At 71.9% G+C, this 13,530-nt stretch carries 16 protein-coding genes; 7 read left to right on the forward strand and 9 right to left on the reverse strand.

Annotated elements, in window-relative coordinates; all coding sequences use genetic code 11:
• Together ACWDGI_RS36140 and ACWDGI_RS36145 are read right to left on the reverse strand one after the other, a co-directional pair.
• A partial coding sequence (locus tag ACWDGI_RS36140) for a PAS domain-containing protein (RefSeq protein ID WP_450766470.1) occupies nt 1-525 on the reverse strand: 525 nt, incomplete at its 3' end.
• A gap of 35 nt (nt 526-560) precedes the next feature.
• On the reverse strand, nt 561-1,406 hold the full coding sequence (locus tag ACWDGI_RS36145; RefSeq protein ID WP_450766472.1) for a helix-turn-helix transcriptional regulator: 846 nt from the start codon (nt 1,404-1,406) through the stop codon (nt 561-563).
• 102 nt (nt 1,407-1,508) lie between these two features.
• Here ACWDGI_RS36145 and ACWDGI_RS36150 point away from each other — a divergent pair, with 102 nt between their 5' ends.
• Complete coding sequence (locus tag ACWDGI_RS36150; RefSeq protein WP_450766474.1) at nt 1,509-2,216, forward strand: SDR family oxidoreductase; 708 nt, start codon at nt 1,509-1,511, stop codon at nt 2,214-2,216.
• Between the two features lie 166 nt (nt 2,217-2,382).
• Here the strand turns inward: ACWDGI_RS36150 and ACWDGI_RS36155 are convergent, their stop codons facing one another.
• On the reverse strand, nt 2,383-2,649 hold the full coding sequence (locus ACWDGI_RS36155; RefSeq protein WP_450766476.1) for a hypothetical protein: 267 nt from the start codon (nt 2,647-2,649) through the stop codon (nt 2,383-2,385).
• A 442-nt stretch (nt 2,650-3,091) separates the two neighbouring features.
• Between ACWDGI_RS36155 and ACWDGI_RS36160 the strand changes: the two genes are divergently transcribed.
• Together ACWDGI_RS36160 and ACWDGI_RS36165 are read left to right on the forward strand one after the other, a co-directional pair.
• Nucleotides 3,092-3,319 carry a winged helix-turn-helix domain-containing protein gene (locus tag ACWDGI_RS36160; RefSeq protein WP_450766478.1) on the forward strand — a complete coding sequence of 76 codons (228 nt, stop codon included), beginning with the start codon at nt 3,092-3,094 and terminating at the stop codon, nt 3,317-3,319.
• Nucleotides 3,316-3,939, forward strand: a complete 624-nt coding sequence (locus ACWDGI_RS36165; RefSeq protein ID WP_450766480.1) for a hypothetical protein — start codon at nt 3,316-3,318, stop codon at nt 3,937-3,939. The genes ACWDGI_RS36160 and ACWDGI_RS36165 overlap by 4 nt, the downstream gene beginning before the upstream one ends.
• 104 nt (nt 3,940-4,043) lie before the next feature.
• On the opposite strand, the gene ACWDGI_RS36170 is transcribed toward ACWDGI_RS36165, so the two are convergent.
• Together ACWDGI_RS36170 and ACWDGI_RS36175 are read right to left on the reverse strand one after the other, a co-directional pair.
• Complete coding sequence (locus ACWDGI_RS36170; protein WP_450766482.1) at nt 4,044-4,820, reverse strand: SCO2400 family protein; 777 nt, start codon at nt 4,818-4,820, stop codon at nt 4,044-4,046.
• A gap of 342 nt (nt 4,821-5,162) precedes the next feature.
• Nucleotides 5,163-5,975: a class I SAM-dependent methyltransferase gene (locus tag ACWDGI_RS36175; RefSeq protein ID WP_450766483.1), complete on the reverse strand. Its 813-nt coding sequence runs from the start codon at nt 5,973-5,975 to the stop codon at nt 5,163-5,165.
• 257 nt (nt 5,976-6,232) lie between these two features.
• Here ACWDGI_RS36175 and ACWDGI_RS36180 point away from each other — a divergent pair, with 257 nt between their 5' ends.
• Both ACWDGI_RS36180 and ACWDGI_RS36185 read left to right on the forward strand, forming a co-directional pair.
• A complete protein-coding gene (locus tag ACWDGI_RS36180; protein WP_450766485.1) occupies nt 6,233-7,150 on the forward strand; it encodes an NAD(P)-dependent oxidoreductase in 918 nt (305 codons plus the stop codon).
• Between the two features lie 9 nt (nt 7,151-7,159).
• Nucleotides 7,160-7,615 (forward strand): RpiB/LacA/LacB family sugar-phosphate isomerase, encoded by a 456-nt coding sequence (locus tag ACWDGI_RS36185; RefSeq protein WP_450766487.1) that lies wholly within the window; start codon nt 7,160-7,162, stop codon nt 7,613-7,615.
• Between the two features lie 2 nt (nt 7,616-7,617).
• Here the strand turns inward: ACWDGI_RS36185 and ACWDGI_RS36190 are convergent, their stop codons facing one another.
• Nucleotides 7,618-7,983 (reverse strand): DUF6479 family protein, encoded by a 366-nt coding sequence (locus ACWDGI_RS36190; RefSeq protein ID WP_450766489.1) that lies wholly within the window; start codon nt 7,981-7,983, stop codon nt 7,618-7,620.
• Between the two features lie 541 nt (nt 7,984-8,524).
• Between ACWDGI_RS36190 and ACWDGI_RS36195 the strand changes: the two genes are divergently transcribed.
• Together ACWDGI_RS36195 and ACWDGI_RS36200 are read left to right on the forward strand one after the other, a co-directional pair.
• A complete protein-coding gene (locus tag ACWDGI_RS36195) occupies nt 8,525-8,956 on the forward strand; it encodes a hypothetical protein (RefSeq protein ID WP_450766491.1) in 432 nt (143 codons plus the stop codon).
• 280 nt (nt 8,957-9,236) lie between these two features.
• Nucleotides 9,237-9,662 (forward strand): SsgA family sporulation/cell division regulator, encoded by a 426-nt coding sequence (locus tag ACWDGI_RS36200; protein ID WP_450766492.1) that lies wholly within the window; start codon nt 9,237-9,239, stop codon nt 9,660-9,662.
• A 109-nt stretch (nt 9,663-9,771) separates the two neighbouring features.
• Here ACWDGI_RS36200 and ACWDGI_RS36205 read toward each other — a convergent pair whose 3' ends face one another.
• From ACWDGI_RS36205 to ACWDGI_RS36215, 3 genes are all read right to left on the reverse strand, one after another.
• Nucleotides 9,772-10,476, reverse strand: a complete 705-nt coding sequence (locus tag ACWDGI_RS36205; RefSeq protein WP_450766494.1) for a TetR/AcrR family transcriptional regulator — start codon at nt 10,474-10,476, stop codon at nt 9,772-9,774.
• 313 nt (nt 10,477-10,789) lie between these two features.
• Complete coding sequence (locus ACWDGI_RS36210; protein ID WP_450766496.1) at nt 10,790-12,640, reverse strand: FG-GAP-like repeat-containing protein; 1,851 nt, start codon at nt 12,638-12,640, stop codon at nt 10,790-10,792.
• A 67-nt stretch (nt 12,641-12,707) separates the two neighbouring features.
• Nucleotides 12,708-13,427, reverse strand: a complete 720-nt coding sequence (locus tag ACWDGI_RS36215; protein ID WP_450766498.1) for a hypothetical protein — start codon at nt 13,425-13,427, stop codon at nt 12,708-12,710.
• Nucleotides 13,428-13,530: the final 103 nt, after the last annotated feature.

Consider the following 13,530-nt stretch of genomic DNA (forward strand, 5'->3'; position numbering starts at 1 on the left):
CGGGTGCCGCCCGTCCAGGCGAGGGGTGGGCAGCATGGCCTCTTGCAGGGTCAGCGCGACTTCACGGGCGCGGATGAGTTCGGTGACGTCCTCCAGCCGCTGCAGCAGCAGCGTCACCCGCCCGTCGGCTCCGAACACCGGAATGTTGGTCACGTTGAAATACCGCTCGTGCCACACCCCTGGCCGGTCGGGATCCTTCATGTCGAAGCGCTGCAGCGCCACGACGGTGCGCTCACCGGTGTCCGCCGCCCGGCGCAGAGACGCCAGAACCTTGAGCAGGAGAGGCTCGGCGGAGTCGCTCTCGGGGCGGTCCTCGGGCATGAAACTACCGACCACTTCCTCGCGGGGGAGGCCCCGGAGGCGCAGGAACTCGGCGTTGGCATCCGCGATGATCAGCTGCGGAGTCACCAGGGCCACCGCCCCGGGAAGAGCCTGGAACACCGCCGCGTAGTCGACCGCCGGTTCTGCCATGATTTCCCGCTTACCGCGCCGCTCTGTCTTCCCACGATACGAGCAGGTGGTCACGGCTCGCATCATGAGGTCAGCCGCGAAGTACGGAGCTAGTGCCGCTCGGCCAGGCTCTGGGTGCCGAGTACCGAGATCAGTTCCAGTTTCTCGGCGTCCTCGGTGCCCGGCTCGGCCGAGTACACGAGGATGTGCAGGTCGTGCTGCTCGACCCGGAGCTGGTCGCAGTCCAGCGTGAGCAGGCCGACCTGCGGATGCTCGATGGTCTTGCGCGACGCCTCCAGCCGGCCGACGACCCCCGCGTCCCACAGCTCGGCGAACCGTTCGCTCCCGGCACGCAACTCCGTGATCATGCGCTGTAGTTGGCGGTCGGCCGGATAACGCGCGGCCGTCGAACGCAGCTCGGCCACCATGCCGACCTCGAAGGCACGCCGCTCCTCGGGCGCGTGGCGAACCCGGGTCGGCAGGCCGAGGAAGTTGCGCCACACGCCGTTGCGTTCGAAACCGCGGCGACCGGACGGGTCGCCCATCAGCGCCGCGTACATCGGATTGGCCACCAGCAGGGTCATGGCCGCGTCCGAGACCGCGACCGGGGTGCCGGACAGCCGGTCCAGCAGCCGCTGCACGCTGGGAGTGAGGTACCCGGGAACCACGTCCGGGCCCGGCGGCACCAGCCCCGACAGCCCGAACAGGTAGGTCCGCTCGTCCGCGGAGAGCCGCAGCGCCCGCGTCAGCGCCTCGACGACCTGCACGGACGGATTGACCGCCCGGCCCTGTTCGAGGCGGGTGATGTAGTCGACCGAGATCCCGGCCAGCAACGCCAGTTCCTCGCGTCGCAGCCCGGCCGCGCGCCGCTGGCCACCGGCCGGCAGCCCCGCCGCGTCCGGGGACACCCGGTCGCGCCAGCGCCGCAGCGCCCGTCCGAGTTCCGTCGCCGTCATGCCCCCCAGTCAACACCGCCGGCCGCGGATGTGCCTGGTACCGGCAGTCCCAGGAAGCAGGGGCTGCTGGCTGACCCGGCGGCCGGGGCGCAGGCTGGACGCATGACGACAACACTGATCACCGGAGCCAACAAGGGCATCGGCTACGAGACCGCCCGCCAGCTCATCGCCGCAGGTCACACCGTGTACGTGGGCGCCAGGGACGCCGAGCGTGGCCGCCGGGCCGCCGAGGAGCTGGGCGCCCGGTTCGTCCTCCTCGACGTCACCGACGACGCCTCCGTCGACGCCGCGGCCAAGGCGATCGAGGCCGACGGCGGACTGGACGTCCTGATCAACAACGCCGGGATCGAGACCCGGACCGCGGACAACAGCGTGCCGACCGCCGAGACCGTGACCGCCGACCAGATGCGGAACACCTTCGAGACCAACGTCTTCGGCGTGGTCCGCGTCCTGCACGCCTTCCTGCCGCTGCTGCGACGCTCCTCAGCACCGGTAGTGGTCAACGTCAGCAGCGGACTGGCCTCGCTGACCGCCCTCTCCGACCCCGACCACCCCGCCCACTTCTACCCGGGCATCGCCTACCCGACCTCCAAGACCGCCGTGAACATGCTCACCGTGCAGTTCGCGAAGGCGTTCCCGGACATGCGGATCAACTCCGTCGAGCCCGGGTTCACCAAGACCGACCTGAACGGCAACACGGGCACGCAGACCGTGGCGGAGGGCGCCGAGATCATCGTCCGGATGGCACAGCTCGGCCCGGACGGACCGACCGGCGGCTACTTCGACGTCAACGGCCCGCTGGCCTGGTGAATCACGGGAGCCCCGGCTGAACCGGCCGGGGCGCGGTGCCCCGCACGCGCACCAGCGCCCCGGCTTCGCGGCACAGCACCTCGGTGCCACCTGCTGCCGGAACCGCCGGCCGATCCCGGCGCCTCCGCGGCCCCGACCCGGGCCCGGGCCACGGAGGAAGCTTTCTTCAGGAGTCGCGGCTGGGATCGCACAGCACCATGACCGCGCGGGCGACGAGTTCGCCGGCGCCGCCCAGTTCCTGGCGGTAACGGCCCGTGATGCCGCGTACGGTCTCCGCGAAGGCCGGGTCGGCGGCGCGGGCGCGGGCCGGGGGCGCGAGTTCCTGGGCCATCGCGCGGCGGCGCGCGAGCAGCGCGATGATCTCCTCGTCGAGTCGTTCGAGCGGGGCGAGTGACAGATCCGCCGGCGCATCGGTAGCGGGATTCGTCGTCACAGGAGGTCTCCGTTCTCCGAGGACGGGTTCCCGGTCGTGGATCCCGTCCGCCCTTTCATCGCAGTTGGTCCTTCATCACCTTGCCCGTGGCGTTCGGCGGCGACTCCTCCCGGAACTCCACGGACCGCGGCACTTCGAACCCGGCCACTGGAGGACCGGCACGGTCCGGATCGTGGCGGGGCGACGACGACGTCCGCCGCGTCGCCGTCGCTCGCCTGCCCCTCGAACGGTGAACCCGCCGCCAGGAAGCCGGACTTGGGATCGGTCACGGGCACACCGGGCGGCCCGCTGAACTCCCGCCCGGGGAAACCCTCTATGGCAGCGGGCCGCAAGCCGGAGGTCCTGGTGGTCGACGACGACCCCGGCGTATGCGAGGCCCTGGATCTGGGCCTGGGCCTGGGCCTGGAAGGCTTCACCGTCAGGCTGGCCGAGGACGGCGAGAGTGACCACCCGCGAGTTCGACCTCCTGCTCGCCCTCGCGCATCGGGCCGGCCAGGTCCTCTGCCGTGCCCAGCTCCTGGCGCAGGTGTGGGGCTACACCTGGGACGTCGACACCAACGTCGTCGACGTCTCCACCGGTTACCTCCGCAAGAGGCTCAAGACGGACGGCCGTCCTCGCGTCCTGCAGACGGTCCGCGGTATCCGCTTCGTCCTGCGCACCGGCTCGTGAGACTGACCCCGCGCAGCCTGCGCTCCCAGATCACGGTCGTGGTCGCCACGCTGGTGACGGTCGTCGCGCCGGCCGGTCTGGTCATCGCCGCCCGGATCGACCACCGCGACCGCACCGACGTCGACCGCCGGCTTGCCGCCCGCGCGACGAAGGTCCACCAGGACGTCGGCGAACTCCTCGACCAGGGCGACCACACCGCGACCGGCGAGGACGCGGGTGGGGACGACTACGGCGGCCTGCTGGCCGGCAGCCAGACCCTGGTCCGCCTCGTCTCCGGCGGGCAGGTCGTCGCCCAACGCGGCGAGACGCCGCCCACCCGGCTCCCGCCGCCGGCCGGCGAGGGCTACGCCACGATCCGGACCGACGGGCAGACCTGGCGCTCCCCGACCGAACCCCTCGGTACCCGAGGAGGCCGCCTCGAAGTCCTCCAGGACCTCGACCCCGTCGAACGCCGCCTGGCCGACAACACCGTCATCGTCGCCGCCGTCATCACCGCCGCAGGCGTCTGGCTGATCACCCGGATCGTCCTCCAACCCCTCCAGCACCTTCACCCGGGCGCCGACGAGCCGGGTCCCGCGGGCAGGCGCACAGCCGACGGCGCTCCCGCGGCCGGTTCCTGACGTCCCTGCGAGAACAGGGCAGGTGCCCTCCGTGGCCGAACGCGCCCTGGCCCGGGGGCCGGTGGACCGGATCGACGTAGTGAGTCGGCCGTCGGGGCGGTGCGTCAGCCGATGCAGATGACCAGCAGGCAGAGTTGCGAGGGCGAGGTCGCGGTCGGCTCGGGACTCGCGGTCGGTGCCGGTGTGCTGTCGCCGGCGGTGGGAGCGGGCGGGGGCGTGGTCGCCGGTTCCGACTGGGGGGCGGTGGCGCTGCCCGCTGCCGCGGCCGGCGCCGCTGCCTGGGGCTGGGCGGCGGACGACGCCGTGGACGGCACCGACGTGAGGGTGAGCCGACGGGGCGTCGGGGTGGCGCGCGGTGTACCGGCGCTCTGCTCCTGCGGCGCGTTGGCCGTGGCCGTCGACCGGGCGGAGGGGGTGGGGTCCGGGGCCCGGTGGCGGCCGGTCGGTGCCGACGCCGACGGCGTGGGCACCGTGGCCTCCTCGTCCGCGAATCCCATGGTCGTGTTGTCAGGAGCGCTGGCCGCCTGCGCCCGGTCCGTGGACTGCCGGTCCAGCGAGGCGACGGTCAGACCGCCGCCGACCAGGGCGACCGCGGTGGCCACCAGAGCCCGCCGCTGGGTCTTCTTCCAGCGGGCGCGCTGACGTCGCCGGGCTGCCCGGCCGGTCGGCGCGGCAGCCGCGGCGGGGGAGCCGTCGTACGAGAGCTCGGTGGCCTCTGCCCCCTCGTCCGTCTCTTCCATGTCGTCGTGCCAGGTGCTGTCCGCCGGGGCCCGCCAGGGCGTCACAACGGCGCGGGGAGCGATGTCCGGGGCGTAGGCGCCGCAACCGGGGCACGCCAGGGCGCCGTTGAGGTGCCGACGGCACGAGGAGCAGTAGTCCATCCGCGGTCTTCCTGACTCGACTGCGCCAACGGCGTCCTCGGCCGTGGCCTGATCTCGATCACACGTGGGATCGAACGGCCAGAACGGTAGCGATCCTTTGGCCGGGCAGTGTGCAGCCTGTGTGCTGGTTCTGCGCAGATGCGAGACCTGGATACGACCGGACACGCGGAGTCACCGTCGTCCGCGAACCACGGCAGGCGCCGCCGAAAGCGCGGTACCTCGGCGCGTGTCCACGCGCGGTACGTCGGCGCCCGTCCGCACGAGGTACGTCGGCGCGTCCGGTGTCGTGCGTCCCGTGCGCCGCCGGAAGCGGGAGCACGGGAGTCCGCCGGTCGCGGTGGGTCAGCCCGCGGACTGCTCCTCGGGTCTGCGTCCCCAGGCGGTCAGCATGCCGGCGGAGAGCGCGGCGCACTCGTCGGAGGCCAGGTAGCGGACCGCCGCGTCGACGGCCGCGTCGTCGACCAGGCCGGTGGCGAGCATCGCCGCCCGGCTCCGCTCCCAGGTGTCCGCCCAGAACCGGCTGATGGGGCTGCCCGGCAGCAGTGGCGGCACGTGGATCTCGGCGGCGACGGACACCAGCCCCGCCCCCCGCAGCAGCTGCGGGTACGACGGCACCCAGGAGATGTCGGTACCGATGGTCGCCCGCAGCCCCTGCCACATGGCCCGCATCGCCAGGGTGTACGGCGTGTCGGGCGTCCGGTCGCTCGTCAGGTCGACCGCGTCGCTGAGCACCAGCACCCCGCCCGGCTCCACGAGCCCGGCCAGCGCGGTGATCAGGCGGTCGTGCTCGGACAGGTGCATCAGCACGAAGCGCGCGTGGACGAGCCGGAACCGGCCCGGGACCGAGTCCGGGGCGGCGGTGATGTCGGCCTCCAGGACATCGAGCCCGGGCCGCTCGGTGAGGAACCGTACGTCCCGGTCCACGGCGAGCACGCTCTCCACCCCGGCCTCCTCCAGGAGCCTGCGGGAGACCGTGCCGGTGCCGGCGCCCACATCGAGGCAACGCCAGCCCGGGCCGACCCCGAGCGCCCGCAGCCGGGCCATCGTGACGTCGTCGTAGACGAGGGCGCCGACGTCGATGCGCTCACCCTCGCCCGCCTGATCGGGCCGGAAGAAGGTCTCGCCGTAGCGGCCGCCGCCCGGAGCGGTCGTCATGCCGCCGCCGCGGTGCCGCCGAGCCCGAGCGGCCGGAACAACGGGCTGTCGAGGAGTGTCATGGCCGGGCCTCTTCACGTGGTGGTTCGGCCCGTCCCGAGGCGGCCGCACACCCGATCCTGCACCGACGACCGCCCGCACCCCCGAGGCGCGCCGCGCCTGACCCGATCGGCCTCACCCGTCGTGGGCGGCCGCGCCCGCGCGCCGTACAGTGCCGATGGCCCTCACCTTCCGCGCGCCGACCAGGAGTTACGACGATGACGCAAGTGACCGCCGGCCCCGACGCCCCCCGGTACGGCTTCGTCGGGCTCGGCGTGATGGGGCAGCCCATGGCGCTCAATCTCGCCCGGGCCGGTACCCCGCTCGTCGTGTGGAACCGGACCACCGACCGCGCCGAGCCGCTGCGTGCGGCCGGGGCGCGGCTCGCGGCGAGCGTCGAGGACGTCTTCGCACGCGCGCGTGTCGTGATCGTCATGCTCCTCGACGAGGCGGTGACGGACACGGTCCTCGGCCGGGGCGGCCCGGGGTTCGGCAAACTGGTCGCCGACCGCGTCGTCGTGTCGATGGGCTCGACGGCACCGGAGTACGCGCGCGGGCTGGCCGCCGACGTCCGCGCCGCCGGCGGCCGCTTCGTCGAGGCTCCGGTGTCCGGATCGCGCAGGCCCGCCGAGGCGGGCGAACTGGTCGCGATGCTCGGCGGCGACCGGGACACGGTGGAAGAGGTACGGCCGCTGCTCGCCCCGATGTGCCGGGAGACCGTCTACTGCGGCGAAGCCGGCACCGGCGTGCTGATGAAACTGGCCGTCAACCTCTACCTGAACACGACGATCGCGGCGCTGGCCGAGGCCGTCCACTTCGCCCGGCGGCAGGACCTGGACCTGGAGAGCTTCCGGGCCGTCGTGGACTCCGGGCAGCTCGGCAGCGGCGTGACCCGGGTCAAGGTCCCGATGCTCGCCGCGCACGACTTCACGGTCCAGGCCGCGACTTCGGACGCCTACACCAGTACCCGGCTGATCGCCGACGCGGCCCGCGCGGCCGGCATCGCCACCCCGCTCCTGGACCTCAGCAGCGATCTCTACGGCGAGAGCGTACGGCTGGGCAACGGCCGCCTCGACATGTCCTCGGTGCTCACCGCGATCGAGGCCCGCACGGATGCCACCCCGGACCGGCCCTAGGCTGTGGGCATGCGGATCTCCGTCTCCTCCGACATGGACGAACCTGTCGCGCGTCTCCTCGTCGAGGAGTTGCGCCGCCGTGGCCACGAGGTGCGCACGTACGGCGCGCTGGAACCGGGGGCCGACCCGCAGTGGGCGGTCTGCTCGGAGACGGCCGCCCGCGATGTCGCCGCCGGCACCGCCGACCAGGCGGTCGTCTGCTGCTGGACCGGTACCGGCGCCTCGATCGCCGCGAACAAGGTGCCCGGTGTCCGGGCGGCCCTGTGCGCGGACGCGTACACCGCCGACGGCGCCCGCCGCTGGAACGACGCCAACGTCCTCGCCCTGAGCCTGCGCCTGACCTCGCAGCCGGTGCTCAAGGAGATCCTCGACGCCTGGTTCGCGGCAACGCCGAGCCAGGACGCCGAGGACCTCGGGAACGTGGCCCACGTCGGACGTCTCGACGCGGGCCGGGGGCCTGTCTAGGGTCAGTGGGCGCCGAGCCCGCCACCGCCGAACGAGCCGCTGCTGCCCTTGCTCCAGCGCGGCCGGTCCGTCGACGTACTCGGCCTGGTCTGCTGATTGCTCAGCTCGTAGGGAGTGAGCGGACGGCCGCCCTTGGGCATCCGGGGGATCTCCTCCGACTCACGGTTCTCCCGGATCTCATGGACCGCGCCCTCCGGTGGCAGCTTGGGCTGCTCATCAGGGCGTGGCCGGGGCGACTCGCGGTACTTGACGCGGTTGCCCAGCCAGAAGCCCCCGGCGAGCATCGCCAGTACGGCCACGGCCACCACGAACAGCCCGAGACTCAACAGGCCGCTGGGAGCGGCCAGCTCCATCGATACGGTGCTCATAGCAAAGGGATACCCCACCCAGAACGGTACGAACCGGACACGTTCGGTGGCCGGTCGTACCCGCCGGGCCAGGTTCGACGGCAGCCGCGGCGACCGGAGCCCGTGATGGCCCGCCTTCGGTGACGGCCGGAGCGGGAGCGGCAGGCCCCGAACCGCAACTCCGCTGCCGACCCGACGGCGCCGGTTGGCAGCTGCAACGCGGCTCCCCTTCTCCCGTCGGCCCTGGGTGCGCTCCCGGAGAGTCGCTCCCTGATGCCGGGTGTTCGTCGAAGCAGCTCAAGGCCGGGCGCATCGCCTCGCCCGGGTCCGCGCCGCTCGCGCAATCCGCCTCTTCCCGGGGTGCTGTGATGGGCTTCACCGCAAACATGAGGCCCCCCTCGAGTACGCTGGGCAGCGCTGAACATGAGGGCCCCCTCAGGATGTCTCCCACGGCTCGGCAACGGCTGATCCGGAATCTCCGGGTCGCACGACACGGACATCGCAGCGGCTGCCATATCGACGCGGTCGCCGCGCATCACAGGGAAATGACAAGGAAATGACCATGAACAGGTGGATCAGGCGCGTCTCGGTCGCTGTCGCTTCTACGGCACTCGCGGGCGGAGCCCTTCTCGGAGCCGGCGGCTCGGCGTCGGCGGCGACGACTTCGGGACCCACGGAGCACGCGCGGTCCTCGGCCGCCGCCCTGGCCGCCGTCAGCGACCGTGACAGCCACCACGAGGACGGGGACAGGAGCGGTCACCACGGGGAGTACGGCGACGGCTGGGACGCACCCCGTGGCTGGTACAAGAACGACGACCGCCAAGGTCACCACGACGGCCGGCACCACCACCGCACGCAGGACGAGCGTGGGTACGGCAGCCACCGGTACGCCTGGGACGGGCACCGTTGGCAGGAGGAGGCCACGACGCGGTCCGGCATCAGCGGCGACCGCTGGTACCTGGACCAGGTCGCCTGGTATCTGCACCAGCGCTGATGCGGCCGCAGGCCGTCACGGTCGGTTTGACGAGCCGCAGCGCCGTGGCCGGGGGACACATCGTTGCGACTCGTCAAACCGACCGCTCGCCGAGCCGACATCAGGCCCGGTCCGATGAAATCGCTTCTTGGCCGAACGGGGCCGGCACGCATGAGCCGCGTGTACCGCTTTCGCCTTCCGACGCTTCTGGTCGCGCCGGCGATGCCACCACGTGCCGTGCCTCGAAGCACCCGGGGAGCGATCGCGGTGCCGGGCGAGCGGGATGCAGGAGTGAGGGACAGTGAGATTGGTCAGAACCGTGGCGTACGAGCTGCCCGTGGAGCTCGTCCTGTCACCCGACCTGTCGGTGCCGATGCGTACGGCACTGCGGTACGAGACGCATGACCCCTATGCCGTCCGCGTCGTCTTCCACCTTCCGGGCCAGGATCGCACGGTCGAGTGGTTCTTCAGTCGCGAGATGCTGGCTCAGGCCCTGAGCGGGCCCACCGGGCAGGGAGGCGACGTGCACATGTGGCCGGTCGTCGACTCGGGACGCGAGGTGGTGTCCATCGCTCTGCGTTCACCCGAGGGATCGGCCCTGCTCGAGTTCCCCGCGCAGGGCGTGAAGTCCTTCCTGCGCGAGACGTGGTCCGTGGTGCCGCCGGGGTCCGAGTCCAGCCGGTTCGACCTGGACGCCGAACTGGCACAGCTGCTGGCAGGAAACTGAACGCCTCCCCGGGAGGGCGACGCCCTCCCGGGGACGAGCGGGCCCGGTGCCGACTTCGGCACCGGGCCCGCTCACTGTCGTGTTGCCCGGCGGCCTCACCCGCCGCGGCTCATGCCTCCTCCTGGCACTCGCGGCACTCCTCCTCGGGGCACTCGAGAGCGGTGAGGGTCTGGTCGACCTGCAGGGCGGTCAGCGGAGGCTCCGGCAGCTCATGGGCGCACTGCGCACGGAACGCGTCAAGCATCAGGTACAGGTGGCGGCGCCAGGCGTTGGGGGCGACGGCACGGGTGGCCTGGATGATCCCGGCCTGGGACCAGATCACGAAGGCGAGGTCTTCCGGGGTGACGTCGTCACGGAGGACGCCCTGCTCCTGCGCGTTGCGGAAGATCTGGGCGGCCCGTTCCTGTGTGCGCTCGAAGATTCCCCTGCCGAGCGCATGGACCGGCAGCCGGGCCGAGACCAGGTCGTTGAAGGCGCGGTCGCAGGCCTGCAGCTGACAGAGCTTCTCCAGGTAGTGGCAGAACCCTGCCCAGGTGTCTTCCATGCCCGCGGCCTCTTCGGCCGCTGCCAGCAGATCCGTGAACTTCGCGGTGAAAAGCTCTTCGACCAGGTCGAGTCTGCGGGGGAAGTGCCGGTAGAGCGTCCCGATCGCGACGCCCGCCTCGCGGGCAACACCCTCCAGGGACGCGTCCAGCCCCTGCTCGGCGAAGGCCTTGCGGGCGGCGGCCACGATCGCGTCCCTGTTGCGCTGCGCGTCACGGCGCAGCGCCTTGGCCGGCGCCTGAGGCGCGGACAGGACGTGCTGGTGACTCATGTATCCAGGCTAACATGAGGGGCCCCTCAAATTCGGGATGTGGCCATGCTCACGCCACCGAAGCGGTGCCGGCAGAACCGGTAGGCGTCCCTGTCCGGCCCGGAACCGGCCGGGCTGCCCCGCTGCGGCCGCTCCGCAGCCCGGCGCGCCCCGAAAGCCCCACTGCACTCATTTGTTCTGGAGCTCTCGGCGCGGTCGCTCGACGGGCGGCCTCGCAGGCGACGGCGTGCCAGGCCGCACGTCAGGGCGGGGTGACAGGTTCCGGCGCGCCGTGGCGAGTCGCCGTGATGCGGCTGTGGAGGTCCTCCGAGGGTTACCGGGTCCGGAAGCGGCGGAAGAGGTTTCGGGCCACGTACACCCCGGGGCCGCCGAAACCGACGATGTCGACGCGCCCGTCACCGGTGATGTCGGCGAGGAAGCGGGGGTGGCGGTCGACCCGCCAAGCGCCCGCGTCCTCGTTGTACCCGAACCCACGGCACACCAGCTGAGCCTGCTCGAACCGCCCGCCGCCACGGCTGTGCGACACCCAGACCCCCTCGTCGCCGAAGCCGACGATGTCCGGGTTGCCGTCGCCGGTGACGTCGGCGAGGAAGCGCAGGTGCTTCCCGCTCGTCCATCCCTGGGCGAGCCCGAAGTCGTTCAGAACGAGCTCGGAGGGCTCGAAGGTGCCGTCGCCGCGCCCGCGTGACACGACGACGCCCTGCGGGCCGAAACCGACGATGTCCGTTGCGCCGCCACCGGTGGTCCTGACCAGGACCCTGGGATGCTCCACGACCGAGCTCCACCCCTGGTCGACCCCGAAGTCGTCGAGGACGTACAGGGGGTCGGCGAACGTCCCTTCCTCGTCCTGGAGTGACAGCCAGACGCCGTCGTCGTGGCAGCCGACGATGTCGAGCCTGCCGTCGCCGGTGGTGTCGGCGAGGAAGCGGGGATGTCTGTCGGCCTGCCAGCCGCCCGCCTTCTCGTCGTGGCCGAAGGCCTTGAGGGCCGGTTCGTCGCCGATCGGTGCGAACTTTCCTTCCTCGTCCTGGAGTGACAGCCAGACGCCGTCGTCGTGGCAGCCGACGATGTCGAGCCTGCCGTCGCCGGTGGTGTCGGCGAGGAAGCGGGGATGTCTGTCGGCCTGCCAGCCGCCCGCCTTCTTGCCGTGGCCGAAGGCCTTGAGGACCGGCTCACCGCTCGCGGGCGCGAATGCCCCGCTCTCGTCCTGGGGGGACACCCGGACACCGGCAGTGGAAAGCACGACGACGTCGGGCCTTCCGTTGCCCGTCGTGTCCACGAGGCTCCAAAGGTCCGCCGGGCTGGGGGAGGGCGCAGGTGGGTGCAGGACCCGCTGGTCGTCGTCGAACGTGCCGTCACCTCTGCTGGACGACGTCACAGCCCCCTTCGCCGGTTTGAGCCCCACGATGTCCGCGCGTCCTGCTCCCGTGGTGTCGGCGAGGAACCGCGCATCGCGCCCGGCCCACCAGCCCGGTTGTCCGCTGCAGTGGGGGGAGTGGGTGGTCCCGTCGCCCGTCCACCCGCCGGCGTCCTGGTCGCTGCCGAACCGTTCGAGGACCAGCAGCATGTCGCTGAAGGAGGGCGTCGCGTCGGGTCCCGGCCGCAGCGCGGTCGAGCGGTCCAGCCGCCAGGACCGGCGGCCGTTCCAGTGGCCCAGTGGTGCCCAGCGCAGCACCGGGTCGCTGGTCCGCTCGGGCTCGGCCGGGACGAACCGCCACCGCTGGCTCTCCGCGCCGTCGTCGTGCTCGCGCAGGACGATCCGAGTCTCACCCGCGACGGGGTCCGCGAGGTCGAGAACGGTGCCGTCGGTGGCACCCTCGATGAAGTAGAGGCCCACTTCGCCCTCGACGGGCACGACGTGCCACTGCTGGCCCTTCCTGCCGGCGGCGTCCCACTGGCGGACGCCGCGGTGCGGGGCGGCGGGGTCGTCGAGCACTTTGCCGGTGACCGCGTTGCGGATCACATACGTGGGGTCGCCTTGTGCTTGCCCGCCTTGGGCGGCCCGCACGGGTGTGAGCTGCCACTGCTCCGGGCTCGGACCGTCTTCGGGGAACTCGCGGACTACGAGCGCCCCGTCCGCGCTCGGTGCGGCCCTGGCGCCGAGGGTCTTCCCCGTGGCGGCGTTGACGATCTCCAGTTTCAGGTCTTCCGTGGGCACGGGCATGGTGGTGCCTCTTCCAGGCGCTGCGGACGTTGGCTCGGGAGGGGTCTGGGACGTCGGTGACCGCGGATCACGTGAAGACGTGGTGGTACGGGACGTTCCACTCGCTGGGCAGCCGCGGGTAGAACGTGTTGATGACCGTCCCGGTGAAGTCTCCGCCCCAGTTGTAGGTGAGACGCACCTCGCCGCCGGCCGTCACCGCGTAGTCCTTGAACCCGAGGATGGCGTCGGGGTGGGTGATCGGCACGAAGGTGATCCCGCCCCACGGCGTCACCGTGACGACCCAGAGCTGGGTGTCCTCGGGTGCGCCGTTCTTTCCGCGCCACTTGTCGCCGACCTTGCCGGGGAGGCCGACCTGGACGGTGTCGGCCGTGCTCTTCGGGGCCTCCTGGTGGACGGTGATCCGCCGGCGCTGCGGCTTCGGCGCGCCGTCGTCGCCGCGCCCGGCGTCGGCATCGCCTGCGGGGGCGGGTTTGGGCGACACCTGGCCCGCGGCGCTCTCGAGGTAGTACAGCGGCCGCTGCCCGAAGAAGCCGCCGGGCGTGATGTGCCAGAGGTGGCCCTGCGCGTCCTTGGTGGCCGGGTCGAGCGCGGTGGCCAGCTGGACTCCCTTGTCGTGGCTCTCCTCCTTCAACTCGGCTGGCCGCAGATAGCCGCCGTTGAAGGCGTGGACGAGCATGACCGGCCGGTTTTCGAGCAGCGCCGCCACGATCGCGTTGTCATAGCTGTTCACCGCCACCGGGCCGCCGACCACCAAATTCGCCATCGCTGTGCGTTCTTGGGTGTACATAGCGGAAACCTCACCTGTTCTGGATATGGAGAACAGTGCGTCGGACGCTCAGTTCCATGGTCTGTCACGCGGAATCAGCAGGCTCAGTAGCCTTCGATCGAAG

This window comes from Streptomyces sp. NPDC001220 (genome assembly GCF_053597895.1).